The organism is Streptomyces coryli, from assembly GCF_011044975.1.
Taxonomy (GTDB): domain Bacteria; phylum Actinomycetota; class Actinomycetes; order Streptomycetales; family Streptomycetaceae; genus Streptomyces; species Streptomyces coryli.
In genome coordinates, this window is the sequence record NZ_JAAKZV010000108.1 from 1 (window position 1) to 25573 (window position 25573).

General features: G+C 70.9%; 24 protein-coding genes and 1 pseudogene. 16 read left to right on the forward strand and 9 right to left on the reverse strand.

The features are described from left to right. Window positions 1-729: pseudogene (locus G5C51_RS22820) on the forward strand (hypothetical protein); the annotation flags it as partial. Window positions 730-733: 4 nt separating this feature from the next. Here the strand turns inward: G5C51_RS22820 and G5C51_RS22825 are convergent. After that, window positions 734-1624 carry an SIS domain-containing protein gene (locus G5C51_RS22825; protein ID WP_165240035.1) on the reverse strand — a complete coding sequence of 297 codons (891 nt, stop codon included), beginning with the start codon at window positions 1622-1624 and terminating at the stop codon, window positions 734-736. Window positions 1625-1815: 191 nt separating this feature from the next. Between G5C51_RS22825 and G5C51_RS22830 the strand changes: the two genes are divergently transcribed. The 9 genes from G5C51_RS22830 to G5C51_RS22870 all read left to right on the forward strand — a co-directional run bounded on the left by G5C51_RS22830 (window position 1816) and on the right by G5C51_RS22870 (window position 10616). Beyond that, the gene (locus G5C51_RS22830) at window positions 1816-2604 is read left to right on the forward strand and encodes a DeoR family transcriptional regulator (protein ID WP_165240036.1); all 789 of its coding nucleotides are present in this window, start codon (window positions 1816-1818) and stop codon (window positions 2602-2604) included. Window positions 2605-2821: 217 nt separating this feature from the next. Then, window positions 2822-3808, forward strand: a complete 987-nt coding sequence (locus tag G5C51_RS22835; protein WP_338118265.1) for an ABC transporter permease — start codon at window positions 2822-2824, stop codon at window positions 3806-3808. Then, window positions 3805-4734, forward strand: coding sequence for a carbohydrate ABC transporter permease (locus tag G5C51_RS22840; RefSeq protein WP_165240037.1), 930 nt, complete (start codon window positions 3805-3807; stop codon window positions 4732-4734). Before G5C51_RS22835 ends, G5C51_RS22840 begins: the two co-directional genes overlap by 4 nt. A 34-nt stretch (window positions 4735-4768) precedes the next feature. Then, the gene (locus G5C51_RS43170; RefSeq protein WP_240929863.1) at window positions 4769-6421 is read left to right on the forward strand and encodes a type 2 periplasmic-binding domain-containing protein; all 1653 of its coding nucleotides are present in this window, start codon (window positions 4769-4771) and stop codon (window positions 6419-6421) included. Continuing rightward, the gene (locus G5C51_RS22850; protein WP_165240038.1) at window positions 6422-7597 is read left to right on the forward strand and encodes a Gfo/Idh/MocA family oxidoreductase; all 1176 of its coding nucleotides are present in this window, start codon (window positions 6422-6424) and stop codon (window positions 7595-7597) included. After that, complete coding sequence (gene tdh, locus G5C51_RS22855; RefSeq protein WP_165240039.1) at window positions 7594-8622, forward strand: L-threonine 3-dehydrogenase; 1029 nt, start codon at window positions 7594-7596, stop codon at window positions 8620-8622. The genes G5C51_RS22850 and tdh overlap by 4 nt, the downstream gene beginning before the upstream one ends. A 10-nt stretch (window positions 8623-8632) precedes the next feature. Next, window positions 8633-9838, forward strand: a complete 1206-nt coding sequence (locus G5C51_RS22860; RefSeq protein ID WP_165240040.1) for a glycine C-acetyltransferase — start codon at window positions 8633-8635, stop codon at window positions 9836-9838. Next, window positions 9835-10299, forward strand: a complete 465-nt coding sequence (locus tag G5C51_RS22865) for a GNAT family N-acetyltransferase (RefSeq protein ID WP_165240041.1) — start codon at window positions 9835-9837, stop codon at window positions 10297-10299. The genes G5C51_RS22860 and G5C51_RS22865 overlap by 4 nt, the downstream gene beginning before the upstream one ends. Before the next feature lie 98 nt (window positions 10300-10397). After that, window positions 10398-10616, forward strand: coding sequence for a hypothetical protein (locus G5C51_RS22870; RefSeq protein WP_165240033.1), 219 nt, complete (start codon window positions 10398-10400; stop codon window positions 10614-10616). Window positions 10617-10634: 18 nt separating this feature from the next. Here G5C51_RS22870 and G5C51_RS22875 read toward each other — a convergent pair whose 3' ends face one another. From G5C51_RS22875 to G5C51_RS22890, 4 genes are read right to left on the reverse strand one after another with little or no spacing between them, the layout of a single operon-like run. After that, complete coding sequence (locus G5C51_RS22875) at window positions 10635-11888, reverse strand: ABC transporter permease (RefSeq protein WP_165240042.1); 1254 nt, start codon at window positions 11886-11888, stop codon at window positions 10635-10637. Further along, window positions 11885-12583, reverse strand: a complete 699-nt coding sequence (locus tag G5C51_RS22880) for an ABC transporter ATP-binding protein (RefSeq protein WP_165240043.1) — start codon at window positions 12581-12583, stop codon at window positions 11885-11887. The genes G5C51_RS22875 and G5C51_RS22880 overlap by 4 nt, the downstream gene beginning before the upstream one ends. Continuing rightward, window positions 12580-13758 carry a peptidoglycan-binding protein gene (locus G5C51_RS22885; RefSeq protein ID WP_338118266.1) on the reverse strand — a complete coding sequence of 393 codons (1179 nt, stop codon included), beginning with the start codon at window positions 13756-13758 and terminating at the stop codon, window positions 12580-12582. The genes G5C51_RS22880 and G5C51_RS22885 overlap by 4 nt, the downstream gene beginning before the upstream one ends. Next, window positions 13755-14306 (reverse strand): hypothetical protein, encoded by a 552-nt coding sequence (locus G5C51_RS22890; RefSeq protein WP_165240044.1) that lies wholly within the window; start codon window positions 14304-14306, stop codon window positions 13755-13757. Before G5C51_RS22890 ends, G5C51_RS22885 begins: the two co-directional genes overlap by 4 nt. A gap of 87 nt (window positions 14307-14393) precedes the next feature. Between G5C51_RS22890 and G5C51_RS22895 the strand changes: the two genes are divergently transcribed. Continuing rightward, window positions 14394-15047 (forward strand): response regulator transcription factor, encoded by a 654-nt coding sequence (locus G5C51_RS22895; protein WP_165240045.1) that lies wholly within the window; start codon window positions 14394-14396, stop codon window positions 15045-15047. Continuing rightward, complete coding sequence (locus G5C51_RS22900; RefSeq protein WP_165240046.1) at window positions 15028-16170, forward strand: sensor histidine kinase; 1143 nt, start codon at window positions 15028-15030, stop codon at window positions 16168-16170. The genes G5C51_RS22895 and G5C51_RS22900 overlap by 20 nt, the downstream gene beginning before the upstream one ends. On the opposite strand, the gene G5C51_RS22905 is transcribed toward G5C51_RS22900, so the two are convergent. Then, window positions 16171-17205, reverse strand: coding sequence for an LCP family protein (locus G5C51_RS22905; protein ID WP_165240047.1), 1035 nt, complete (start codon window positions 17203-17205; stop codon window positions 16171-16173). Window positions 17206-17352: 147 nt separating this feature from the next. Here G5C51_RS22905 and G5C51_RS22910 point away from each other — a divergent pair, with 147 nt between their 5' ends. The 3 genes from G5C51_RS22910 (at window position 17353) to G5C51_RS22920 (ending at window position 20761) form a co-directional block, all read left to right on the forward strand. Next, window positions 17353-18954 (forward strand): alpha/beta hydrolase, encoded by a 1602-nt coding sequence (locus G5C51_RS22910; protein WP_165240048.1) that lies wholly within the window; start codon window positions 17353-17355, stop codon window positions 18952-18954. Window positions 18955-19023: 69 nt separating this feature from the next. Then, window positions 19024-20001, forward strand: a complete 978-nt coding sequence (locus G5C51_RS22915; RefSeq protein WP_206314214.1) for an aldo/keto reductase — start codon at window positions 19024-19026, stop codon at window positions 19999-20001. 130 nt (window positions 20002-20131) lie between these two features. Then, on the forward strand, window positions 20132-20761 hold the full coding sequence (locus tag G5C51_RS22920; RefSeq protein WP_165240049.1) for an NAD(P)-dependent oxidoreductase: 630 nt from the start codon (window positions 20132-20134) through the stop codon (window positions 20759-20761). A gap of 15 nt (window positions 20762-20776) precedes the next feature. Here the strand turns inward: G5C51_RS22920 and G5C51_RS22925 are convergent, their stop codons facing one another. Both G5C51_RS22925 and G5C51_RS43175 read right to left on the reverse strand, forming a co-directional pair. Next, window positions 20777-21934 (reverse strand): beta-1,3-glucanase family protein, encoded by a 1158-nt coding sequence (locus tag G5C51_RS22925; RefSeq protein WP_165240050.1) that lies wholly within the window; start codon window positions 21932-21934, stop codon window positions 20777-20779. A 13-nt stretch (window positions 21935-21947) separates the two neighbouring features. Then, window positions 21948-22868, reverse strand: coding sequence for a glycoside hydrolase family 16 protein (locus G5C51_RS43175; protein WP_165240051.1), 921 nt, complete (start codon window positions 22866-22868; stop codon window positions 21948-21950). Window positions 22869-23002: 134 nt separating this feature from the next. Between G5C51_RS43175 and G5C51_RS22935 the strand changes: the two genes are divergently transcribed. Next, entirely contained in the window at window positions 23003-24040 is a 1038-nt protein-coding gene (locus tag G5C51_RS22935) for a LacI family DNA-binding transcriptional regulator (protein ID WP_165240052.1), read from the forward strand. A gap of 12 nt (window positions 24041-24052) precedes the next feature. On the opposite strand, the gene G5C51_RS22940 is transcribed toward G5C51_RS22935, so the two are convergent. After that, the coding region (locus G5C51_RS22940) for a serine/threonine-protein kinase (protein WP_165240053.1) at window positions 24053-25573 on the reverse strand (1521 nt) is incomplete at its 5' end.

Here is a 25573-nt window from a genome sequence, read left to right on the forward strand (position 1 = left end):
CGGTCCGCCGCCCCGCGTCGCGGCCGGCGGACCGCGGCCCGCGTCGCCGTCGTCCTCGCCCTGGCGGCAGGCCTCGTCCTGGGCGGTTACGGGCTGATCGACGGTCCGGACGAGGGGAACGACGCAGCCTCCACGGGCACCGACCGCCCCGCACCGGCGAAGTCCTCCGCCAGCCGTCCGGCCACCACCGCCCCTGGCCCGACGCGGGTCACGCAGCTCACCCCGTGGGACGAGATCGGCGCCAAGCCCGCCGCCGGCATCGAGATCACCGGCCGCGCATACGGCAGCTGCGGCGGCGGCTCCCTGACGCTGTCCGGGCGCCCGGACGCCTGGCGCTGCAACGCCGACGACGGACAGATCCTGGACCCATGCTTCACCGGTGGTCCGATGGACGCGCAGCACCACGACGTACTCTGCATGGCGGACTCACCGAAGAAGATGCTGCGGTTCGAGCTCGCGCAGCAGCTCCCCGACCCCGACGAGTACGGGAACTCCCCGGCGCCGGGCGAGTACACCGGCGCGTACCGGATCAAGCTCGCCAACGGGCAGACCTGCGGCTACATGGGCGGGGCGACCACCACCGTCGGCGGCAAGCGCCTCAACTTCGGCTGTCCGCAGGGGTACGCCTACGGCGATCCCGACACCGGCGGTCCCGTATGGACCATCGCCTACAAAGCGAAGGGCGCCGCGTCGCTGAAGCAGGTCGGGATCGCCGCCGTCTACCAGTAGGCCGTCACCCCACCGGGCTGAGGATGACCGAACGGCTCAGGTGGCGCGGCTCGTCCGGGTCCAGGCCGCGGGCTTCGGCCAGGGCGAGGGCGAGGCGCTGGATGCGGACCAGTTCGGCGAGGGGGTCGAGGCCGCCGGTGACCCAGTGGGCGCCGGTGGCGTGCACCTCGGTTTCCAGGCCGTCGGGGGCCTGGCCGATCATCCAGGTGGCGGTGCCGGAGGTGGAGATGGAGATGGGGCCGTGGCGGTATTCCATCGCCGGGTAGGCCTCGGTCCAGGACAGCGAGGCCTCGCGCATCTTCAGCGCCGCCTCGTTGGCCAGGCCCACCGTCCAGCCGTTGCCGAGGAAGCTGAACTGCGTGCACGCCAGCAGCGCCGGCGGTAGCGGCTCGACCAGCGCCAGTTCCGCGTCCTCCACGACGGCGTCGCTGTGCAGCCCGAAGTGGGCACGCAGCAGCGTCAGCGCCGAGGTGGCGAAGCGGGTCTGCACCACCGAGCGCTCGTCGGCGAAGTCCAGCACCACGACGTCGTCGGCGGCCTGCATCACGGGCGTCGTCGGATCGCCGGTGATCGCGGTCGTCCGGGTCGCGCCGCCGCGCACCTGGTCGAGCAGCCGCAGCACCTCGGTCGTGGTGCCGGAGCGGGACAGCGCGACGATGCGGTCGTAGCGGCGGCCCGCGGGGAACTCGGAGGCGGCGAAGGCGTCCGACTCCCCCAGCCCCGCGCCCTCCCGTAGCGCCGCCGCGGCCTGCGCCATGAAGTACGAGGTGCCGCAGCCGACGAAGGCGGTCCGCTCGCCGGGCTGAGGCAGGGCCGCGCCGTGCTCGGCGGCTATGCCGGCCGCGCGCCGCCAGCACTCGGGCTGGTCGGCGAGCTCTGTCGCTACGTGATGCATGTACCACTCCCGTGCGTGAGGATGCGTGATGGTGGATGTGCTGCTTGATTATGCATGCTAAGCAAGAGTTTCGAACAGCATCAAGCATCCGGATGACACTTCTGCTGGTCAGAGCCGACTTCCACGGACCCGGTGGGATGCTGTAACCCCTGGCGGGACGCCACGGAGGGCCAGGAGAGAGGTGCGCGAGGGTGAATCGGTACGAACGGCACAGTGAGCTGCTCCGGTTGCTCACTGAGCGACGGCAGCTCGACGTCGAGGGCGCGGCCGCGGAACTGCACGTGTCCGCGGCCACCATCCGCCGCGACCTCGACCAGCTCGCCGAGCAGCGGCTGCTGGTGCGTACCCGCGGCGGTGCGATGCCCAACGACGTCGCGTACGACCTGCCGCTGCGCTACAAATCCGTGCGCGACTCCGCGGAGAAATCGCGCATCGGGCAGGCCGCGGCGGCGCTGGTGGAGCGCGGCATGGTGGTCGGCCTCAACGGCGGCACCACCACCACCGAGGTCGCCCGCGCGCTGGCCACCCGCAGCGACTTCGCCGACTCCGAGCCCGGCGACGAGCCCGCGGTCACCATCGTCACCAACGCGCTCAACATCGCCAACGAACTGGCCGTCCGCCCGAACGTGAAGGTCGTGACCACCGGCGGCGTCGCCATGCCGCTCTCGTACGAGCTGGTCGGCCCGCTCGCCGGGCACATCCTGCGCGAGATCAGCCTCGACATCACCTTCCTCGGCGTGAACGCGGTCGACGCCGACCGCGGCGCCAGTGCGCGCAACGAGCATGAAGCGAACATCAACGCGCTGCTCGCCGAGCAGGCCGGGCGCCTCGTCGTGGTCGCGGACTCGACGAAGCTGGGCGCCAAGGCGTTCGCCCGGATCTGCGCGCCGGCCGCCATCGACACCCTCGTCACGGACGCGCGGGAGCCGGAGAAGGCGAAGGAGTTCGAGGACCGGGGCATCACCGTCATCCAGGCATGATTGCTCCCTGCTCGAAACTGCAACAAACAAAGAGTTAACAAGCACCTCTTGTCATGGGCGCGCGCAGCGTTGCAGGATGCGGGGGATCTCCCGACGGCCGGATCAGGCCGTCCCGAGGTCCCCCTTCCTCATGCCCTCGGCGCGCTTCCGTGCGCCCTGATACAGACGCCGGAGGTGACTCGTGTCGGCCGCAGCGTCAGCATCCCCGAGTTCGGTCGTGCCCCACCCCGCCCCACCGGAAGACGACGACCAGGGGCCCGCCGCGAAGCCCAAGCGGCGCGCCGGCCGCAAGGCCGCCCGCAGACCGCTCAAGGAGCGGCTGCGCCGGGACAAGATGCTGCTGTTCCTGTGCATCCCGGGCGTGCTCTACTTCGCGGTCTTCTTCTATCTGCCGCTGGCCGGCAACGTCATCGCCTTCCAGGACTACCAGCCGTATCTCGGCTTCAAGAACAGCCCGATGGTCGGCTGGGCGAACTTCCAGGCGCTGGTGCAGGAGCCGGAGTTCTGGACCGCGGTCTGGAACACCATCGAGATCAGCGCCGTCCAGCTGATGCTCTATTTCCCCGCGCCGATCGCGCTCGCGCTCTTCCTCAACTCCCTCATCAGCACGAAGACCCGCCGGCTGATGCAGACCATCGTCTACCTCCCGCACTTCCTGTCGTGGGTGGTGGTCGTGGGCATGTTCCAGCAGGTCCTCGGCGGCGCCGGCACCGTCACCTCGTTCCTCAACGACCACGGCGTGGGCGTCGGGAACGTCATGAACAACCCCGACACGTTCTTCCTCCTCATCACCTCGCAGGCGATCTGGAAGGACGCCGGCTGGGGCGCGATCATCTTCCTCGCCGCGATGGCGAACATCGACAACTCGCTGTACGAGTCGGCGGCCATGGACGGCGCGAACTGGTGGCGCCGGATCTGGCACATCACGCTCCCCGGCATCCGCCCCGTGATCATCATGCTGCTCATCCTGCGCCTCGGCGACATCCTCACCGTCGGCTTCGAGCAGATCCTGCTGCAGCGGGACAACGTCGGCCAGGAGGCCTCGGAAGTCCTGGATACCTACGTCTACTTCCACGGCGTCGTCGACGGCGACTGGGGCATGTCCACCGCGGCCGGGCTGATGAAGGGCGTCATCGGCTTCGTCCTCATCTACCTCGCGAACAAGGTCGCACACCGCCTCGGCGAGCAGGGGGTCTACCGATGAGCACCGCTTCTCTGACCGCGTTCCTCAAGCGCGACCGCCGGCACGCGGAGCGCCCGGCCTGGATGGAGCGCCCCAGCATTACGGCGCAGGGCCTGAAGTTCCTGGTCATCGTCGGCATGATCGTGGCCGTCGGCTATCCGTTCCTGCTGTGCCTGGGCACCAGCCTCGCCACCAAGGAGGAGCTGGCGGCCAACGGCGGCTACGTCCTCTTCCCCTCCAACCCGACCTTCGAGTCGTACAACGTGGTGCTCTCCGGCGGCGTCGTCACCCGCGCCGCCATGGTGAGCATCGGCATCACCCTCATCGGCACCGCACTCAGCCTGCTGTGCACCGTGGCCCTCGCCTACGGCCTGTCCCGGCCGGGCACGGTCGCCGGCAAGCCGCTGCTGATGCTGGTCCTCGGCACCTTCCTCTTCACGCCCGGCATCATCCCCAACTACCTGGTCATCCAGGAGCTGGGCATGATCGATACGTACGGGGCGCTGATCGCCCCGATCATGCTCAACGCCTTCAACATCGTGGTCGTCCGCGCCTTCTTCCAGGGCATCCCGGACGAACTCCACGAAGCGGCGCGGCTCGACGGCGCCGGAGATGTACGCATCCTGCTGCGGATCGTCCTGCCGCTGTCCAAGGCCGTGATCGCGGTGGTCGGCATGTTCTACGCGGTCTCGTACTGGAACAACTTCTTCAACGGCATGCTCTACATCAACGACGGCGCGAAAATGCCGCTGCAGCTCGTGCTCCGCTCGTACGTCCTGCAGGGCGACACCTTCAACGCGAAGGCCCTCGGGGTCGCGACGCTGCCGTCCTCCACCTCGATGTCGATGGCGGTGCTGATCCTCGCGGTCATCCCGATCGTCGCCGTCTACCCCTTCCTGCAGAAGTACTTCGTCAAGGGCGTCCTGACCGGCGCCATCAAGGCCTGACCTCCCCCTTTCCCTCGCGTTTCCTAGGAGTCCCATGTCCTCCTCGAACAACATCAACCGCCGCGGGTTCATAGGCGCGGCGGGCGCCGCCGGGATTGCCGTCGCCGGTGGAGCCGCGCTTACAGGCTGCGGGTCAGGCGCCGGTACGGGTGGCGGTGCGGCGGCGTCGGAGAAGGTGAAGCTGCCGACGTTCGTCGCGGCCAAGGTGCCGAAGCCCGACCTGCCGGGCAACGAGCAGGGCCTGGACGCGGGCTACCTCCGCTACCCCAAGAACCTGGTGCCGGAGAAGGGCGAGAAGCCAGGTGACGGGAAGCCGATCTCCGTGCTCACCGAAACCTTCACCACGATGCCGCCGGCGATGAACCGCAACGCCCACTGGCAGGAGCTGAACAAGCGCGTCGGCTCCGAAATCAACATGACCATCGTCAACGGGCTCGGCGAAGAGTCGGTTTACCGGTCCAAGTTCAACGCACTGATCGCGGGCGGCGACCTCCCCGACCTGATGTGGTTCCCGCCGAACCAGGGCCTGAAGAATGTCCCGCAGCTGCTGGAGGCGAAGTTCCACGACCTGACGCCGTACCTGTCCGGGGACGCGGTGAAGGAGTACCCGAACCTCGCGAACATTCCGCCCTACGCGTGGAAGACGGCGGTGGTGAACGGGCGGATCGCGGGCTACGCGGTCCCGTACGGTCGCATGGGTCAGGTGTACGTCGCCAACGAGGACTTCTGGAAGCCGGTCGGCGGCCTGGAGTTCGACAGTGCGCAGGACTTCTTCGACAAGGCGAAGGACCTGCTCGACACCAAGCGCAGGAAGTGGGTGCTGGAGCCGGCCTATGCGAACCACGTCCTTCAGTTCGCGATGTGGCACGGGATCCACAACGGCTGGGCGGAGCAGGACGGCAAGCTCACGTACATGTACGAGACCGACGCATATCTCGCCGGTCTCGAGTTCGCGGTCAAGTGCGAGAAGGCGGGGCTCTTCTACCCGGACCCCAATCTGCGCACCACCCTGGAGAAGCTGGGCGGCGGGTTCCTGGGTGTGCACGTGCAGTCGTTCCCGGGGTTCCTCAATGATGCCAACATGTACGACTGGCCGATGAAGACCATCGTGCCGTTCGCCGCCGAGAAGGGGATGGACCCGAGCTGGCTGCTCGGCTACGGCTCGGTCGGCTACACCGCGATCAGCAAGAACGTACCGAAGAAGCGCATCAAGACGCTGCTGAAGGTGCTCGACTACATGAGCGCACCCATGGGCACCGAAACGCGGCTCTTCCTGAACAACGGCATCGAGGGCACCCACTGGGAGCGCAACAAGGAAGGCGACGTCATTCTCACCAAGAAGGGCAACGCCGAAGCGCTCACCACCCGCCAGCCCATCGACTTCTTCGGCAACGCCCCGCAGTCGCTGTACCTCCCGGGCAAGGCCGACCTCACCCGGAGCATTCACGCGACCGAGGTGGAACTGCTGAAGCTCGGCAAGGCGAACGCCGCCACCGGCCACTTCTCCGACACGGACGCATCCAAGGGCGCGTCCGCCCTCACGGAGCTCCAGGACGGCATCAAGGACATCGTCTCCGGCCGCAAGCCGATCTCCTCCTACCGCAAGGAGATGCTGCCCAAGTGGCGCCGCCAGGCCGGTGACAAGATCCGCCGCGAGTACGAGCGCGCCATCGAGAAGGGCAAGTAAGTGACGCACGACCTCCGCATCGGCGTAATCGGCCTCGGCCTCCGCCGCTCCATAGCCACCGCCGCCCACCGCCCCGGCAGGGGCTCCGTGGTGGCCGCCGTCGCCGACCTCGACCCGGCCGTACGGGTCGACGTCCCGCAGCGCTACGACGGCGCCATCGCGGTCGACGACTACCGGAAGCTGCTCACCGACGACACGATCGACGCCGTCATCGTCGCCACCCCCGACGATACGCACGAGGCCATCACCGTCGACGTCCTCAAGGCCGGCAAGCCGGTCTTCGTCGAGAAGCCGCTCGGCATCACCGTGGACCAGTGCGACTCCATCCTCCGTACGGCCCACGAGACCGGCACCCGCCTCTATGTCGGCCACAACATGCGCCACATGGGCGTCGTCCGCCTGATGCGCGACATCATCGCCCGCGGCGACATCGGCGAGCCGAAGACCGTCTGGGTGCGGCACTTCGTCTCGTACGGCGGCGACTACTACTTCAAGGACTGGCACGCCGACCGCCGCCGCACCACGGGCCTGCTGCTGCAGAAGGCCGCCCACGACCTGGACGTGGTGCACTGGCTGGCCGGCGGCTACACCAGCCGCGTCAACGCCCTCGGCGAGCTGATGCTGCACGGCGACCTGCCGCGCCGCGAGCCGGGCACCCCGCGTCCGGACGGCTGGCTCGAGGAGTACGAGTGGCCGCCGACCGAGCGCAGGAACCTGCACCACATCGTCGACGTCGAGGACGTATCGATGATGAACATGCGCCTGGACAACGGCGTTCTGGCCGCGTACCAGCAGTGCCACTTCTCCCCCGACTACTTCCGCAACTACACGGTCATCGGCACGGAGGGCCGGCTCGAGAACTTCGGCGACCGGCCGGGCGACGAGGTGCGCGTCTGGAACACCGGCCCGACCGGCTACCGCTCCGACGCCGACGTGGTCCACCGCGTGCCCGAAGCGCGCGGCTCGCACGGCGGGGCGGACGCGCGGCTCATGGCCGAGTTCGTGCGCTTCGCCCGCGAGGGCGGGGCGACGGACACGTCGCCGGTGGCGGCGCGGATGAGCGTGGCGGCGGGCTACATGGCGACGCGGTCGCTGCGCGACGGCGGGACTCCGTACGACGTGCCGGAGCTCGATCCCGAGCTGGTGGCGTACTTCGACGGAGGCCAGCAGCGGTGAAGGCGCTCGTGAAGGAGCGGGCCGAGCCCGGGCTCTGGCTGGCCGATGTGCCGGAGCCCGCGCCAGGCCCGGGAGATGTGCTGATCAAGGTGCTGCGGACCGGGATCTGCGGCACCGACCTGCACATCCGGGACTACGACGGCTGGGCGCAGCAGGCGGTCCGTACGCCGATCGTCCTCGGGCACGAATTCGTCGGCGAGGTGGTGGACACCGGGGCCGGGGTGACCGAGATCACGGCCGGCGACCTGGTCAGCGGCGAGGGCCACCTCGTCTGCGGCAAGTGCCGCAACTGCCTGGCCGGCCGCCGCCACCTCTGCCGCGCCACCGTCGGCCTCGGCGTCGGCCGGGACGGGTCGTTCGCCGAGTACGTGGCGCTGCCGGCGTCGAATGTGTGGGTGCACCGGGTGCCGGTGGACCTGGACGTGGCGGCGGTCTTCGACCCGTTCGGGAACGCGGTGCACACCGCGCTGTCGTTCCCGGTCGTGGGCGAGGACGTGCTGATCACCGGGGCCGGGCCGATCGGCCTGATGGCGGCTGCGGTCGCCCGGCACGCGGGCGCGCGGAACGTCGTCGTCACGGACGTCAGCGAGCAGCGCCTGGAGCTGGCCCGGGAAGTGGGCGTGAGCCTCGCGCTCAATGTCGGCGAGGCGACCATCGCCGACGGGCAGCGGCAACTCGGCCTGCGGGAGGGCTTCGACGTCGGCATGGAGATGTCCGGCCGCCCGGAGGCGCTGCGCGACATGCTCGCGAACATGACGCACGGCGGCCGGATCGCGATGCTCGGCCTGCCGTCGGAGGACTTCGCCGTCGACTGGGCGTCGATCGTCACGTCCATGATCACGATCAAGGGCATCTACGGCCGGGAGATGTTCGAGACCTGGTACGCGATGTCGGTGCTGCTGGAGGGCGGCCTCGACCTCGGCCCGGTCATCACCGGCCGCTACCCGTACACCGACTTCGAGGCCGCCTTCGCCGACGCGGCGAGCGGCACCGGCGGCAAGGTCATCCTCGACTGGACCGCGTGAGGAGTAAGAAGTGTTCACGTCCGTACGAGACGACCTGCGCGCGACGCTCGAGGAGATCAGCGCGGCCGGTCTGCACAAGCCGGAGCGGGTGCTGGGCACCCCGCAGAACGCGACGGTCGCCGTCACCGGCGGCGGCCGCGCGGGCGAGGTACTGAACTTCTGCGCGAACAACTACCTCGGCCTCGCCGACCATCCCGAGGTGCTGGCGGCCGCGCACGAGGCGCTGGACCGCTGGGGCTACGGCATGGCCTCGGTCCGCTTCATCTGCGGCACGCAGGAGGTGCACAAGGAGCTGGAGTCGCGCCTCTCGGGCTTCCTCGGCCAGGAGGACACGATCCTCTACTCGTCGTGCTTCGACGCGAACGGCGGCGTCTTCGAGACGCTGCTCGGAGCCGAGGACGCGGTCATCTCCGACGCGCTGAACCACGCCTCGATCATCGACGGCATCCGCCTCTCGAAGGCCCGCCGGCTGCGCTACGCGAACCGCGACATGGCGGAGCTGGAGCAGCGCCTGAAGGAGTCCGCGGACGCCCGCCGCCGGCTGATCGTGACGGACGGCGTCTTCTCGATGGACGGCTACGTGGCGCCTCTGCGCGAGATCTGCGACCTGGCCGACCGCTACGACGCGATGGTGATGGTCGACGACTCGCACGCGGTCGGCTTCACGGGCCCGGGCGGCCGGGGCACACCGGCACTGCACGAGGTCTCCGACCGCGTCGACATCATCACCGGCACCCTCGGCAAGGCCCTCGGCGGCGCGTCGGGCGGCTACGTAGCGGCGCGCGCTGAGATCGTCGCCCTGCTGCGGCAGCGATCCCGCCCGTATCTCTTCTCGAACTCCCTGGCCCCGGTGATCGCGGCGACATCACTGAAGGTCCTCGACCTGTTGGAGGACTCGGCAGCCCTACGGGACCAACTGGCCGCCAACACGACTGCGTTCCGGGCCCGTATGACCTCGGAGGGCTTCGACATCCTTCCCGGCGACCGCCCGATCGCCCCGGTCATGATCGGCGACGCCACCAAGGCCGCCCGCATGGCCGACCTCCTGCTGGAAGAGGGTGTCTACGCGATCGCCTTCTCGTACCCGGTCGTACCGAAGGACCAGGCCCGCATCCGGATCCAGCTGTCGGCCGCCCACTCCGAAGAAGACGTCGAACGCGCGGTCACCGCCTTCGTGAAGGCGCGATCACGTCTCACCGACGAGGCCGCGGGATGACGGTCGTCGCCGTCCGCCCGGCAACCGCAGCCGACCGCCCCGGGATTCTGGCCCTGGCGCCACGCCTCACCGAGGGCGCGGCACCCTGGCGGGACCCGGCGGCGGTGCTGGCGGCCGCCGAACAGTGGCTCGCCGGCTCGCTGGACGCGGCGGCGTCCGGCGGGTCGGCGGTTTACGTGGCCGCGGGGCCGGACGGGGTTCTCGGGGTCGTATCGATCACCGAGCAGCGGCACTTCACCGGCGCGGTGGACGCCTACGTCGGCGAGCTCGCGGTCGCCTGCGAGGCCGAGGGGCAGGGCATCGGCCGCCGCCTGATGGCCGCGGCCGAATCGTGGGCCCGCGAGCGCGGCCTGCGCCGCATCCGCCTGACGACCGGCGCCGCGAACGCCCCGGCGAGGGGCTTCTACGCCGCACTCGGCTTCGCCGACGAGGAGGTGACGCTCAGCCGCGAGCTGGGCTAGGTCCGCGGACCATTGACGTTTCGCTGACTCCCTCTCTACGACCGGCCGCCGACCGCCGGCAGCTGCGCCTCAGCGTCACCTCGGCCTTCGAGGTGACCATGCTCGACGCCCTGGGCAAGGCCACCGGGCTGCCCGTGCACGGCTGGAGCGTGGACACCAGCCTGAAGGTCGCGGCCGGCCTCACCGGCGTACTCGAATACCTGGAGGATCCGACCACCGACACCCCGCGCCTCGGCGTCGTACTCGACCGCGACGACGAGACCGGGATGCGCCTCGCCAACCCCGACTGCACCCCGCACACCTCGCCCCGCTGGTAAGCCCGGGCAGCCGCGTAGTCACGCCGCTGCGAGGGCCTCCGTCGGGGGCAAGCGCGCGGCTCGTACCGCCGGATAGAAGCCGGCGAGGCCGCCAATGATCAGTGTCGCGCCCACTCCCCCGGCCATCGCCCAGAGCGGGACGACCGTCGGCCAGCCCTGGTAGCCGGCGTAGCCGGTGGTGACCGCGATGCCGAGGGCTACGCCGCCGACCCCGCCGAGGGCCGACAGCAGCAGTGATTCGCACAGGAATTGGGTGCGGATCTGGCCGCGTGTGGCGCCCAGGGAGCGGCGGAGGCCGATCTCCGCGCGGCGTTCCAGGACCGAGATGACCATGGTGTTCGCCACCCCCACACCACCGACGAGCAGCGCCACCGCGCCGAGGCCCAGCAGCAGGCCGGACAGCGCGTCGTCGGTCGCCTGCTTTGCCGCCAGGGCGTCGGAGGGGCGGGAGACCTCGACCTCGTTGGGGGATTCCGGGTTGACCGTGGCGCCGAGGATCTCCTGGACGTCGGTGACCGCGGCCTCCTCCGCCCGCGTGTACACCGTCGTCGGGTAGCCGTCGAAGCCGAGCTCGCGTTCCGCGGCCGGCCAGCCGACCAGGGCGGCCGAGTCCAGCTCGGGTGCGAGTTCGTTCGGCGCCAGCAGGCCGATGACCGTGAACCAGCGGTCTCCCAGCCAGACTTGCGCGTCCGGGCCCGCCTCATCGATCCCGAGCTGCTGCGCCGTGCGGGAGCCGAGGACCACCGCCGGGTACTTGGTGTTCGCCGCGTTCAGCCAGCGGCCGCCGGTCACCTCGATGCCGACCGTGTCCGGCAGGTCCGTACGGGCCGCGTAGACGGAGAGGCCGCCGGTCTCCTGGGGCGGGACGCGGTCGTTGCGATAGACCTTCGCGTCGGTCTTGCCGATCGCCGAGACCGACTCCATCTCGGGGACGGCGCGCGCCATCCGCACCGCGTCGTCCGGGAGATGCGCCTGCTCGCCGGTGAAGGACTGCCCCGGTTCCGCGGTGAGCAGGTTGGTGCCGAGCGCGGCCAGTTTGCGGCTGAGTTCCTCCTGGCTGGAGGTGGAGATGCCGACCACGCCGATCATCGCCGCGATGCCGATGGCGATGCCGAGCGCCGAGAGGAAGACCCGCATCGGGCGGGACCGCAGCCCCGAGCCGCCGGTGCGGATCACGTCGGCGAGGCTGAGCCGGGCGGGCTTCGGGCGGCGCGCGGGCGAGGGCTCCGGCGCGGGCGAGGGCGCGGGCTGCGGTGGAGTGAGGGTGCTCATCGCGCGACCGCCTCCTGGCGCAGCGCCGCCGAGTCGTGCTCGATGCGGCCGTCCTTGATCCGGACCTCGCGCGGCAGCGACTCCGCGATGTCCCGGTCGTGGGTGATCACGACAACCGTCGTCCCGGCCCCGTGCAGCTCGTGCAGCAGCTCCATCACCACCGCACCCGAGCGGGAGTCGAGCGCACCCGTCGGCTCGTCCGCGAGCAGCAGCGGCGGGTCGCCGACGACGGCGCGGGCGATCGCCACCCGCTGCTTCTCGCCGCCGGAGAGCTGGTGCGGCTCGCTGTAGAGCCGCGGGCCGAGGCCGACCCGGCGCAGCGCGGCCTCCGCCAGCCGCCGCCGGTCGCCGCGCGGCAGCCCGCTGTAGAGCAGCCCGTCGGCGACGGCGTCCAACGCCGGGACGCCGCCCGCCAGATGGAAGGACTGGAAGACGAAGCCGATGGTGCGGGCGCGGAGCGCGGACAGTTCGCGGTCGGAGAGGTCGTCGACGGCGTGGCCGTCGATGCGGACGGTGCCGGCGGTGGGGCGGGCGAGGGTGCCCATGATGTTGAGCATGGTCGACTTGCCGGACCCCGACGGCCCGACGATCGCGAGCATCTCGCCCCGCCGGACGGTGAGATGGGCGTCGGCGAGGGCGGCGACATCGCCGTACGTCTTGGCGACCCCGTCGAGGTCGACTACGGGCGGTCTCATCGGGGGATCCCCACTTTCAGGCCCTCGGTGATGCCGTCGCCGGATATCTCCACCATCCCGTTCGCGAACAGCCCGACCTCCACCGGCCGGTGCTCCACCGAACCCGCCGCGACCGCCTGCACCGCGTAGCCGCCGCCCTTGCGCGCGACCAGCGCGGCGACCGGGACCGCGAGCACGTCCTTGCGGGTGTCCGCGGCGAGGGTGACCTCGACCGGCGCGGCCTGGTAGCGGCCGAGCTTCTTCTGGTCCGGTACGGACAGCTCGACCGGCAGCGTCGCCTCGTCGGAGCTCCCGGAGCCGGAATCGCCCTCCTCCGGCTTGGCGGTGGCGGCGTTGCCGACCTCGGTGACCTTCGCGTCCGCGGAGTTCCCGTCGGGCAGCTCGACGGTCGCCTTGGTGCCCTTCTTCACCAGGTCCTCGTAGGTCGTGTCCAGGTCGACGCTGACCATCCGCTCGGTGCCGGTCCAGGTCAGTACAGGGCCGCTCGGCGGCGCCCCGATCAGCGCCTTCACCTCGGCGACCCGCCGGGCCCCGGACGCCACCACCGCGTCGCCGGGCGCCACCTTGCCGGTCTCCTCGCGGCCGAGGTCGTCCTGCCACTCCTGCACGGCCTCGGCCGTGCCCGCGGTGAACTCCTCATCCACCGTGAAGCCGGTATAGCCGAGCGCCGCCAGGTTCTTCTCCAGCAGCTCTACGTCATCGCCCTCGCTGCCGCTGGACAGGGCGCGGTACAGCGGCGCGCCCCCGTACAGCAGCGGCACCTGCTGCTGGTCGACGCTGTAGACACTCTCGCCGCGCTTGATGACGTCGCCCTCGCCGGGGAGTTGAGTGAGCGTGCCGGAACGGCTGCCGCCCGGCGCCTGCAGCGTGTCCGGTTCCCCGTACCCGAGCGTGCCGTCCACCGTCTCGCTCCGCGTCAGCGTCCTGCGCTCGACCGCCGCGGTCCGCTCCGGCCCGGACGGCGCCGTCGCCGCCGGTTCGTCGCCCTCGCCGCCGAGGGCTCCGGTGGCGGCCACTCCCCCGGCGGTCGCCAGCGCCACGGCGGTCGCGATGATCAGGGTCGTACGCACCGGGTGCCGGCGCCGCCGCGGCGGTGATACGGGCGCGGCCGTACCGTCGCTGGAATCGAAGATCACCCCGGACGCTTCCTCGTCCGTTCGCTGCTGCGGGCTCACTGCGGTGCCCCACCCTTGATCATCATGCCGCCCTGCGGACGCTTGCTCTGGCAGGCGGACATGGCCTTCTGGAACTTGTCCCCCTGCGGCTTGATACCGGCGGCCGCGAGGTCGATCTCCATCGCGCCGCCCTTGATCTCCGGGTCGGGGAAGTCGGGTATGCCGTTCTTGCGGATGCACTCGGCCCACGCGGCGGCCTTCGCCGAGTCGATCTTGCCGCCGGCGCCGGCGTCACCCTGGGGCGACAGCTTCTTGCAGGCCTCCTGCGCCTTCTGGAATTCCGGCGACTTCATGTCGAGTCCGCTGCCCGGGGTGATCTTGATCTGGCCGTTCTCGGGGTCGGGGAAGTTCTTGACGCCGTTCTCCCGCATGCACTTCGCGTAGGCGATTCCCTTGTCCGCCTGCGAGGTCGGCGACGCCCCGGACTTCCCGGACCCCGAGTCCGCCTCCGAGGTGCCGCCCGAGCAGCCGGCGAGCAGCAGGGCGGAGGCCGCCAGCGGGGCGATGGACAGGATGCGCACGCTCTTGCGTTTCCGTGACTGATTCATGCGGCCCAGGCTGCTCAGCGGGCGGTTACACCGCGGGAACGATCGCTGTTATGCCGGTGTTATGCCCCTTCCTGCATGCTGTCCGGCATGCGCGTGCTGATCGTCGAGGACCACCGGGAACTGGCCGACACCGTGGCCACCGGGCTGCGGCAGGACGGCATGGCCGTGGATGTCGCGTACGACGGTGAGCAGTCGCTCGACTTCGTGCTGGTGCACGACTACGACGTCGTGGTCCTCGACCGCGACCTGCCGCGGCTGCACGGCGACGACGTCTGCCGGAAGATCGTCGAACACGGCGCCCGCGCCCGGATCCTGATGCTCACCGCCGCCACGGCGATCGAGGACCGGGTGGACGGCCTCGCCCTCGGCGCGGACGACTATCTGCCGAAGCCGTTCGCCTTCGCCGAGCTGATCGCCCGGGTACGGGCGCTGGCCCGGCGCTCCCAGCCGGCCGTGCCGCCCGTCCTCACCCACGGCGACCTCAGCCTCGACTCGGCGCAGCGCCTCGCCCGTCGCGGCGGGCGCCGGCTCGACCTGTCCCCGAAGGAGCTGGCCGTGCTGGAGCTGCTGCTGTCCGCCCGCGGCGGCGTGGTCTCCGCCGAGGAGCTCCTGGAGCGCGCCTGGGACCACGCGGCCGACCCCTTCACCAACACCGTGAAGGTCACCATCAGCCGGCTCCGCCGCAAGCTGGGCGACCCTCCCGTCATAGAGACGGTGCCCCATGCCGGCTATCGCATCTGACCCCGCCCGCCCGCGCCGCTTCCGCTGGACGGTGCGGCTGCGGCTGACGCTCACTTATGGGGCGCTGTTCCTGGTGTCGGGCGCGGGGTTGCTGGCGATCACGTATGTCCTGGTCGCCGCCCGTAAACCGCAGTACCTGATAACCAAGCGCGACGGTGCCCCGGCGGTCGGGCAGCCGCTCCCGGAAGGGCTGCCGACGCCGGGCAAGGAGCAGCGCGAGGAGATGCTGCAGCAGCTGCTCACCCAGTCCGTCATCGCCCTCGCCATCATGGCCGCGGTGTCGGTGGCGCTCGGCTGGCTGATGGCCGGGCGGGCGCTGCGGCCGGTCAGCGCGATGACGGACAAGGCCCGCCGGATCTCCGACGACAATCTCCACGAGCGCCTCGCCGTCACCGGCCCCGACGACGAACTCAAGGACCTCGGCGACACCTTCGACGACCTCCTCGGCCGCCTGGACACCGCCTTCTCCGCCCAGCAGCGCTTCGTCGCGAACGCCTCCCACGAGCTGCGCACCCCGCTCACCCTGCAGCGGGCGATGCTGGAGGTGGCGCTCGCGGACCCCAAGGCGGACGCCCGGTCGCTGCGCCAGGTCTGCGAGCGGGTGCTGGCCGCCGGCGAGCAGCAGGAGCACCTGATCGAGGCGCTGCTGACCCTCGCCCGCGGCCGGCGCGGGCTGTCCCGCCGGGAGCCGGTGGAGCTGGCGGAGCTCACCGGGAAGCTGCTCCCCGAGCGCGAGGACGGCCGGGCCGCGGTCGAGCGGCACCTGGAGGAGGCCCGTACGGCGGGCGACCCGCGGCTGATCGAGCCGCTGGTGACGAATCTGGTCGGCAACGCCGTGCGGCACAACGTCCCCGGCGGCTGGGTGCGCGTGTCCACCGGCACCGTCGCCGGACGGTCCGTGCTGCGGGTCGTGAACAGCGGCCCGCACATCCCGTACGAGCGGATCGGCCGCCTCTTCCAGCCCTTCCAGCGCTACGAGGAGCGCACCGGCGGCCCGGAGGGGCAGGGGCTCGGGCTGTCGATCGTCGCCGCCGTGGCGCGGGCGCACGGCGCCCCGGTGACCGCCCGGCCCGGGCCCGAGGGCGGGCTGGACATCACCGTCGCCTTCGCGGCGCCCGAGTGATCAGTCCGTGCAGAGCAGGTCGGTGCCCGCGCTAGCCCGCCCCTCGCTGTCGCCGCGGACGTGCGGGTCGCGGCGGTCGGCGGGGGTGAGCGGGCGGTCCGCGCGCAGGGCGCGGAACAGACGCTGCGCCCGCTCGTCGTCCCACTTCACGGCGGAACCCCAGCGCGGCGTCATGTGGTTGACGTCCGCGATCGGGACGGTCGCGAACTCGGTCTTCTCCGTGGACAGATTCCGCGCCGCGTAGCCGAGCCGCAGCAGGTCGTCGAAGCCGGTCAGGGAGTTGGCGCGGGCCGCGTGCAGCAGTTTCGCGGCGGCGTCGATACGGCCGCTGACACCGTCGAGCTGCCCGGACGCCAGCGTCCTGGCCAGCCCGTCGGCGACCACCCGCTGCTGGCGGCGCATCCGGGGCAGGTCGCCCGGCGGGTCGACGTGCCTGGTGCGGACGTAACGCAGTGTGCGGCGGCCGTCGAGGACGCGGGTGCCCCTGTTCAGGTGCAGGCCGGAGAAGTCGTCCCAGAGGCGCTTTTCGGTGCAGACCTTGCTGCCGCCGAAGGAGTCGACGAGGCGGGTGAAGCCGTCGAAGGTGAGCGACAGGTAATGGTCGATGCCGAGGCCGGTCGCCTGCTCCACGGTGCGGATGGCGAGGTCGGCGCCGCCGTGCGCGTACGCCCCGTTGATCTTCCCGGGGTGCGTGGAGCCACGCTCGCCGTCGCCGGGGTCGGTGTGCGGCGCGAAGCGCACGTACGAGTCGCGCGGAATGCTGAGCACGCTCAGCCGGCGGCCGTCGGCGGAGAGGTGCGCGAGCATCATGACGTCGGTGCAGTCGCACTCCTTGCCGCCCACGTGCAGCCAGTCCTTCTGCTTCTTGCTGAGATGCTTGCGCGCGTCGACGCCGACGATCAGAACGTTCGTGCCCTTCCCCGCGTCGCGCGGCCCATCGGCGACCGCGGTGAGATCCGCGCCGAGGGCGGCGGTGGCGAGGGCCGTGGCGGCGAGGCCGCCGGCGAGCAGACGGTGCGAGCGGCGCAGGGGCATCCGCGTCCTCCTTCGGTGTACCGGAACCTGCAGGAGGCTAGGCCGCTGAACTGCTCATATACGACCGGGACACCCACAGCGTGCCGCGCTTCGCTCCGATGGCGGCACCCGGATTGCGGCCACTGGCCACGAACCTATCGTTGCGATATGGGCGAGAATCCTGCGATACGCCGCTTTCGCATCGGAGCGCTGACGCTTCTGACCTCCACCGCGCTCCTCGGCGGTGCGCTCGCCCCGTCCGGTCATGCGGTGCCGGGACAGCCGGAGCCGCGGCCGCTCGCCGACTTCTACGGACAGAACATCGACTGGAAGAAGTGCGGCCCGGACATGGCCGACGACATGGAGGCGGCAGGCGGCATTCCGCCGGAGTACGTCGACCGGATCGAGTGCGGCACCGTCGATGTCCCCAAGATCTACATGGTCCCGGACCGCGGCACGTACACCCTCCACATGATCCGCCTCAAGGCCACCGGACCCGGCGACCGCCTCGGCGCGCTGGTGCTGAACTTCGGCGGTCCCGGCGGGTCCGGCATCGAGGGCCTGTCGACGATGGCGGACCGGTTCGACCGTCTCAACGCCCGCTACGACCTCGTCGCCCACGACCCGCGCGGCGTCGGCAAGAGCACCCCGGTGCGCTGCGGCAAGCCGTCGGACCAGGAGGAGGACCTCCAGGAGGAGCACGCCACCCCCCGCACCAGCGAGGAGGCCCGGCAGCTGGCCCGGGCGCAGCGGATGGCGAACGCCCGCTGCGGCAAGAAGGCCGGCGACCTCATCCCCTGGGTCGGCACCGTGGACTCCGCCCGCGACCTGGACGTACTGCGATCGGCGCTCGACGAGGACAAGCTCAACTACCTCGGCTTCTCCTACGGCACCAAGCTCGGCGCGAACTACATGCACAAGTTCCCGAAGCGGTCCGGCCGGATGGTCCTCGACGGCGTGGTCGACCCGCTGGACGACCCGCGGGAGATGGCGCTGTCCAACGCCCGCGCGTTCCAGGTGGCTCTCGACAACTTCACCGCCGACTGCGTGAAGCGCAAGACCTGCCCGCTCGGCGACGACGACGAGGAGGCGCAGAAGGAGCTGCGCGAGCTCTTCGAGGACCTCGACGGCGCCAGTCTGCCGACGCTGTGGGGCGACCTCGACCAGCCCACCTTCGTCAACGCCATCAAGAACCTGCTGTACAGCAAGCAGGAGGGCTGGCCGCTGCTGCGCCAGTCGCTGACCCAGCTCGCCGAGGGCAACGGCGGGCTGCTCGTGCGGCTCGGCGGCGGCGGTGGCGCGTCGGTACGTGCCCAGTCCGAGGACGAGGACGCCGGCGACGCCGACGACGGGATGAGCGACGACGCCTACAGCGCGATCAACTGCCGCGACACCAGCAAGCGCTACGGCCCCGAGGACTTCGACAAGGCCGTCGACGACTTCAAGAAGATCACGCCGATCTTCGCCCAGCTCTCCGCCGCCCAGCTGCTCAACTGCACCGGCTGGCCGATCGCCGGCGACAACAACTCACGCTTCGTCGACGCCCCCGGCGCCCCGAAGGCGCTGCTCGTCTCGACCGTCGCCGACCCGGCGACCCCGTACAAGGGCGGCCCCGACATGGCCAAGGCGCTCGACAACGGCTCGGTGGTCCTGACGTACGAGGGCAACGGCCACGCCGCCTACATCCAGCCGAACAACTGCGTGCACCAGAGCGTCGAGAACTACTTCTTCGACGGCAAGCTGCCGCAGCGGAACACCACCTGCAAATAACCCTCTTGTACGGCCCCCGGCCCGCTGGGCAGGATGTGCCCCCGTGACGCCACCACGGGAGGGGACCGCATGAAGCACAGCCGGCTCGGCCGCACCGACGTCGAGGTCACACAGCTGGGATACGGCGGCGGCCCGCTCGGCGGCCTCTTCGAGCCGCTCGACGACGCCACCGCGGCCGCCGCCCTCGCCGCGGCCTGGGACGCCGGCATCCGCTATTACGACACCTCGCCGCACTACGGCATCGGCCACTCCGAGCGCCGCACCGGGGAGCATCTGCACGACAAGCCGCGCGACTCCTTCACCCTCTCCACCAAGGTCGGCCGGCTGCTGGTCGAGCAGGACCCGCAGGGCCGCATGGACGAGAGCTTCCAGGTGCCCGCCACCCACCGCCGGGTGTGGGACTTCTCCCGCGACGGCATCCTGCGCAGCGTCGAGGACTCCCTCGTCCGCATGGGCACGGACCGTATCGACGTGCTGTTCCTGCACGACGCCGAGGGCCGCTTCGACGAGGCGGTGCGCACCGGCTATCCGGCGCTCGCCGAGCTGCGCGACCAGGGCGTGGTCGGAGCCGTCGGCGCGGGCATGTACGACAACACCATGCTCACCCGCCTGGTCACCGAGGCCGATCCGGACGTGGTGATGCTCTCCGGCCGCTACACCCTCCTCGACCACCGCGCCCTGGACGACCTGCTCCCCGCGTGCGTGGAGCGCGGCGTCTCCGTACTCGCCGCGTCCGTCTTCAACTCGGGCCTGCTCGCCACCGACCGCCCCGCCCCCGGCGCCCGCTACGACTACGCGCCCGCCGGCCAGGAGCTGCTGGACCGCGCCGAGCGCCTCGCGGACGTCTGTGCGGCGCACGGCGTCACGCTGCCGCAGGCGGCGATGGCGTTCCCGCTCCAGCACCCGGCGGTCGCGGGCGTCGTCGTCGGCATGCGCACGGCGGACGAGGTGCGCCGCAACGCCGCCGCCTTCGCCGCACCGGTCCCGCCGGCGCTGTGGGACGACCTGCGCGCGGCAGGCCTGCTGGACGAGCGGACGGCAGCCTGACGAACCGGGGGGATGCGGCCTGCGCTCCCCCGCGTACAGCCTTGTGCGCAGGGCCGCTTACCCCTGCGGGCGGCGCTCCCGGCGGTCCGTACGCGACTAGGCTGAACTGGCTCCAACGGAGGGAGCCACCATGAGGATCGCCGTCTTCGGCGCCACCGGCGGCACCGGCCGCCAGGTGGTCAGCCAGGCGCTGGAAAAGCAGCACACGGTCACCGCTTTCGCCCGCGCCCCGCACAAGGCCGGGCCCACCCGCGAAGGACTCACCGTCATCCAGGGCGACGCCCTGGAATTCGAGGCGGTGGCCCGCGCGGTGGACGGACAGGACGCCGTGATCTGTGCGATCGGGGCGACGGCCACCAAGGCGGGACGGGTGCGCTCCGAGAGCACCCGCCACATGCTCGCCGCCATGGAGAAGGCCGGCATCCGCCGCTTCGTCGCCCAGTCCACCATCGGCATGGGCGAGACCAGGCCGATGCTCGGCCCCAAGTACCGCTGGCTGCTGATACCCCTGCTGCTGCGCCCGACCTTCGCGGACACCGCGCGGCAGGAGGCCGTGATCCAGGAGAGCGACGTGGACTGGACGATCGTGCGCTGCGGTGCGCTCACCGACGGCGAGCGCACCGGGCGCTACGAGCATGCCACCGGGACCGCCACCTCGAAGGTCAAGGGCAAGATCTCCCGGGCGGACGCGGCCGAGTTCCTCCTCAAGCAGCTGGAGGACGACACGTACGTACGGAAGGCCCCGTATTTGACCTACTGAGGCGGCCCCGGGGGCTCAGAACGGCGTCAGCGTCAGCGTGAGCTGCTGCGGCGCGTTGTCCTCGATGTACGACGCGAAGCCGGAGACGTCGTCGAAGGCGAAGCCATAGGCCTTGCCGTCCTTGGACGCCTCGTGCATGGCGCGGGCGTAGTGGTTGGTGACGTCCTCCTGGTAGAAGCGCGCCGGATCGGTGACCGGCTGATCGGCGTGGTTGTGGAGCGTGGTGCGGTTGAAGCCTGCGCCCAGGATGGCGGCGACCGGTCCCGTGGTGCCGTCGTTGGGCGCCGCGAGGGTCCCGTCGCAGAAGAGCACGTCGCGCGTGGACGGCTTCTTGAAGGCCACCTCCGCAGGTCCGGAGAAGGCGAACTGATCGCCCGAGACCCGGCCGGTGAAGGTCCCGGCGTTGGTCGTCACCTTCAGATCGGCGCTCTGGTACGCGGACCAGACCTGGTCGATGTACGAGGCCAGATACCCCTCGTCGAAGAGCCCGGAGCCGAGGCCGTGCCCGGGGGCGACGACCCGCAGCTTGTCGCCGAGGACGAGGCGGTCGAAGCCCTCGCGCCCGGCCACGTCGGCGAAGATCTGCTCGCGGCCGCCCTCCTTCAGCTCTCCGGTGGTCTTGTCGCCCGCGCCGGTGAGATGGATGGACATCGGCACGCTGAACATGTCGACCATCGTGGTGTTGCAGAACATTCCGGAGTCGTTGAGCGTGAACTCCATGCAGTCGTGCAGCACCTCGTAGTTGGGGTCGCCCGAGACCCAGCCGGCCGGGTACTGCAGCGCCGGCTTGTCGTTGCCGTCCGCGACGGCCTTGAGCTTGAGCTTGCCGCCGAGCGCGGCGTAGATCCGGCCTGACATGGCGGGCAGCGTCAGCGACGTCTCGCCGCTGCCGGCGAGCGGGATCGCGTAGTCCGTGAAGCCGTCGGAGCCGTTGTCGGCGAGATCGATGGGCGCGAGGGTGCCGTCGGGCGTGACGCGGACCTGGCGGTCGCCCTGGTTGCCGACGATGTAGAGATGGATGGAGCCGTTCTCGTACTGGCCGGTGCGATTGACGACGTTCAGCTTCAGGGAGGCGGCCGTCGGCCCGGCTTCGCGGGCGCCCCAGGCGGGGGCGGCGACGGCGGCGATTCCGGTGGCGGCGAGGCCGCCGAGCAGTGTTCTACGGGTGATCACTTGGCGCGGCTCCTCAGCTCTGCTGGACGGATACGTAGTCGACGACCATGGGCACGCCGGGCTTGGTGGCGTCGGTCGGGGTCGCGTGGCCCGCCACGCCGTCGGGGAAGGCGCCGCCCATCGCCACGTTGAGCAGGATGAAGTGGCCGTGGTGGGTGGCGTTGGCCCAGGTCTCGGCGCCGAGCTGGGACTCGGAGACCGAGTGGTACTGCTGGCCGTCGACGTACCAGCGCAGCTGCTCGTCGCCGCCGGTGCGGTCGAGCTCCAGCGCGTATGTGTGGAAGCCGGACTGGCAGGCGGAGTCGGGGCATTCGCGGTTCGCGCCGATGCCGTTGTTCTCATTGCACGGGCCGCCGGGCGCGGTGCCGCAGTGCAGGACGCCCCAGACCTTGTTGATCCCGTTGACGTTCTCCATGATGTCGAACTCGCCGATGCCCGGCCAGTTCCAGTAGTTGCCGCGGTACGCGTCGCCGAGGGTCCAGAAGGCGGGCCAGTAGCCGAGCGCCTCGTTGCCGGAGACGTTCGGCATCTGGATGCGCGCCTCGATGCGCATCTTGCCGCCCTCCGGGGCCTCGAAATTGGTGCGCTGGGTCTCGATGCGGGCCGAGGTCCAGTTGCCGGAGCCGTCGCGGCGCGGGGTGATGGTGAGGTTGCCGCTGCCGTCCTGCTGCAGGTTGTCGGCGTTCGCCGTGTACGTCTGGCGTTCGCCGGTGCCCCAGTTGGCCGGGCCGCCGGGGTACGACGTGCCGGTGTCGATGATCCAGTTCGCGTCCGAGGGCGGGGTGCCGGCGCCGCCGTCGAAGTCGTCGCGGAAGACCTCCGCGAGGGCGGTGGGGGGTTCCTCTTCCGCCTGTGCGGTGGGCAGCGTGAGGGCTGCGATCGCGGCGAAGGCGGCGCAGCCGCCGAACAGAGTCCGCCGTAATGTCGAGTTCATGCCAATCTCCTCTTCGGGGATGGGGGGTGAGGAGTGGTTCTGTCGGTTGTTTTTGACGATGATTTGAGAGCGCTCTCAAGCTCGTTCAGGCACAATGCCACACGACGGTGCACTGTCAACCCCCGCAACCACACATGGAGTTCACCGTGAACGACGTCCGCCCCACCCTCGAGGCCGTCGCCGCCCGCGCGGGGGTCTCCCGGGCCACGGTCTCGCGCGTGGTCAACGGCGGTCTGAACGTGCGCGCGGCGGTGCAGGAGCGGGTGCGCGAGGCCATCGCCGAGCTCGGTTACGTACCCAACCAGGCCGCCCGCACCCTGGTGACCCGGCGCACCGGCGCGGTCGCCGTGGTGATCGCGGAGCCGGAGAGCCGGGTCTTCTCCGACCCGTTCTTCGCCCAGCAGCTGCGCGGCATCAGCCGCGCGCTCTCGGCCGCCGACACCCAGCTGGTGCTGCTGTACGTGGAGGACCGCGAGGACTACGGCCGCATCGGCCGCTTCCTCGGTGGCGGCCACGTGGACGGCGCGCTGATGTTCTCGCTGCACAGCGACGACCCGCTGCCCGGCATCGCGGCGGCCGCCGACCTGCCCGTCGTGTACGGCGGCCGCCCCGGCTGGGAGGGCGAGGACAGCCTCGGCGGCGACCCGCTCTTCGTCGACACCGACAACCGCGCGGGCGCCCGCCTCGCCGTCCGCCACCTGCTCGACCGCGGCCGCCACCGCATCGCCCACATCGCAGGGCCCCTGGACCAGACCTCCGCCGTCGACCGGCTGCGCGGCTACCGCGACGAACTGCCCGCGGACGCCCCCCACGATCTGGTCGCCGAAGGCGACTTCACCCCGGCGGGCGGCGAACGCGCCATGACCGAACTGCTCACCCGCGCCCCGCACCTGGACGCCGTCTTCGCCGCCTCCGACCTGATGGCCACCGGCGCCCTCCGCACCCTCCAGCTGCACGACCGCCGAGTCCCCGACGACGTCGCCGTCGTCGGCTACGACGACCTCGAACCCGCCACCTGGACCCACCCACCACTGACGACCGTCCACCAGGACGTCGAGGAAATGGGCCGCATGATGGCCACCCTGCTCCTCACCCGCATAGGCGCCGGCACGGACGACCCACCGGCCCCGGTGATCACGCCACCGCTGCTGGTGATACGCGAATCGGCCTGACGGCAGAGGCGGTCATTGAAGGGCTGCGGTCGGGGTCCAGCGCTGGTCGCCGTACCTCTCCATCGCCTCGGCGAAATCGAAGCGGTCGCCCGGGTTCATGGGACCGAGCACGCAGACGGGAACCAGCGCGTCGCGGCGTGCCGCGGGTGCGCTGGAGGCACCGAGACGAGGCCGGCCGGGCCGGGGCTCGGGCCAGCCGGCAGGGAGCGGCGCGGCGTTGCGCAGCCTGCCGGACTCCGGCCGGATGTGCAGTCCGAGGTAGGCGTCGCCGGGTGACGTGCCTGAGATCGCCACGACAGTTGCGGTCCTGATCTGCTCCCAGGGGTACGTCTTGTGCCTGCTGCCGTGGGTGGTCCGGATGTGGTGCGGTCCGATGGTGAGGGTCCAGCTGCTCCGTCGTTCGTGGTCCCGGGCGCGGGCGCCGGTGATGCCGGCGTGCACGACACAGCCGACGAGCCCGAGGGTGGCAACGCCGATCACGCCTTGGAGCGTGGCCTGGTCCCAGGCGTCCCGATCGCCGTCGGCGTTGAAGTTGAGCACCGCGATGGCCAGCATCCCGATCAGGACCCAGAGGACGCCCGCGACCGCCACTCTGATCTGAGTGGCCTTCCTGCTGCGACCGAGTCCTGCGATGGTGCCGGGGTAGTCGGCCAGGGGCTCCTGCGCCGTCCAGGTGAAGGTGTACGTGTCGTCGCTGTCGCTCTCCTGGACGGTGCGGGGCGGCTGCCGGACGGTTGCCGCGGGCTGCGCCAACGCGGTTGTCCGGCCCGCGTCCTCCCGGAGTTGGCGCAGCCGTTGCCGCACTTCACCGGCGGACGCGGGCCGCCGCTCGGCGTCCCGATCGAGCAACTCCGCGACCAGCACAACCAGCGCGGCCGGTGTCCCCGGGCGTACGTCGGACAGAGACGGCGCGTCCTCGTCCAGCTTGCGGCGGACGAGCGCCAGCGCGTTGTGCCCGGTGACCGGCGGATGGCCGGCCAGCAGGGCGAAGAGGACCGCGCCCAGGGCGTACAGGTCGGAGCGTACGTTGCCGCGCTCGGACAGGAACTGCTCCGGCGCCCCGTATTCCGGGGTGCCCGCCGGAATCAGCTGGGAGGAGCGGGCCACGGAGAAGGTCGCCTGGAGGAATCCGGCGATGCCGAAGTCCACGACCTTCACGCCACCGGCCGGGGTGATCATGATGTTCTGCGGCTTGATGTCGTAGTGGATGACACCGGCCGTGTGCGCGGCATCCAAGGCAGCGCAGACCTCGCCGGCGATGGCCAGCGCGCGGTCGGGGTCCATGGGCCCTTCGTCACGGAGGTGCTCGGCCAGATTGCCGCCCTCGACCTTCTCCATCACCAGGAACAGCATGTCCTCGTGGACGCCGCGGTCGTACAGCGCGACCACGTTGGGGTGGTTGATCTGGGCGGCGGCCACCGCCTCGCGCTCGAAGCGCGCCGGCAGGTCCGGCGACGCTGCGTCCTGCATGGCGAGCAGCTTGACCGCGACATCCCGCCGCAGCGAGCGATCGCGCCCCGCCCACACCTCCCC

Coding starts and splice junctions, on each gene's coding strand:
- G5C51_RS22825 (WP_165240035.1), bottom strand. CDS start 1,624: ATGCATCACGTAGCGACAGAGCTCGCCGACCAGCCCGAGTGCTGGCGG.
- G5C51_RS22840 (WP_165240037.1), top strand. CDS start 3,805: ATGAGCACCGCTTCTCTGACCGCGTTCCTCAAGCGCGACCGCCGGCAC.
- G5C51_RS43170 (WP_240929863.1), top strand. CDS start 4,769: ATGTCCTCCTCGAACAACATCAACCGCCGCGGGTTCATAGGCGCGGCG.
- G5C51_RS22865 (WP_165240041.1), top strand. CDS start 9,835: ATGACGGTCGTCGCCGTCCGCCCGGCAACCGCAGCCGACCGCCCCGGG.
- G5C51_RS22870 (WP_165240033.1), top strand. CDS start 10,398: ATGCTCGACGCCCTGGGCAAGGCCACCGGGCTGCCCGTGCACGGCTGG.
- G5C51_RS22875 (WP_165240042.1), bottom strand. CDS start 11,888: ATGAGCACCCTCACTCCACCGCAGCCCGCGCCCTCGCCCGCGCCGGAG.
- G5C51_RS22880 (WP_165240043.1), bottom strand. CDS start 12,583: ATGAGACCGCCCGTAGTCGACCTCGACGGGGTCGCCAAGACGTACGGC.
- G5C51_RS22890 (WP_165240044.1), bottom strand. CDS start 14,306: ATGAATCAGTCACGGAAACGCAAGAGCGTGCGCATCCTGTCCATCGCC.
- G5C51_RS22895 (WP_165240045.1), top strand. CDS start 14,394: ATGCGCGTGCTGATCGTCGAGGACCACCGGGAACTGGCCGACACCGTG.
- G5C51_RS22900 (WP_165240046.1), top strand. CDS start 15,028: ATGCCGGCTATCGCATCTGACCCCGCCCGCCCGCGCCGCTTCCGCTGG.
- G5C51_RS22905 (WP_165240047.1), bottom strand. CDS start 17,205: ATGCCCCTGCGCCGCTCGCACCGTCTGCTCGCCGGCGGCCTCGCCGCC.
- G5C51_RS22910 (WP_165240048.1), top strand. CDS start 17,353: ATGGGCGAGAATCCTGCGATACGCCGCTTTCGCATCGGAGCGCTGACG.
- G5C51_RS22915 (WP_206314214.1), top strand. CDS start 19,024: ATGAAGCACAGCCGGCTCGGCCGCACCGACGTCGAGGTCACACAGCTG.
- G5C51_RS22920 (WP_165240049.1), top strand. CDS start 20,132: ATGAGGATCGCCGTCTTCGGCGCCACCGGCGGCACCGGCCGCCAGGTG.
- G5C51_RS43175 (WP_165240051.1), bottom strand. CDS start 22,868: ATGAACTCGACATTACGGCGGACTCTGTTCGGCGGCTGCGCCGCCTTC.
- G5C51_RS22935 (WP_165240052.1), top strand. CDS start 23,003: ATGGAGTTCACCGTGAACGACGTCCGCCCCACCCTCGAGGCCGTCGCC.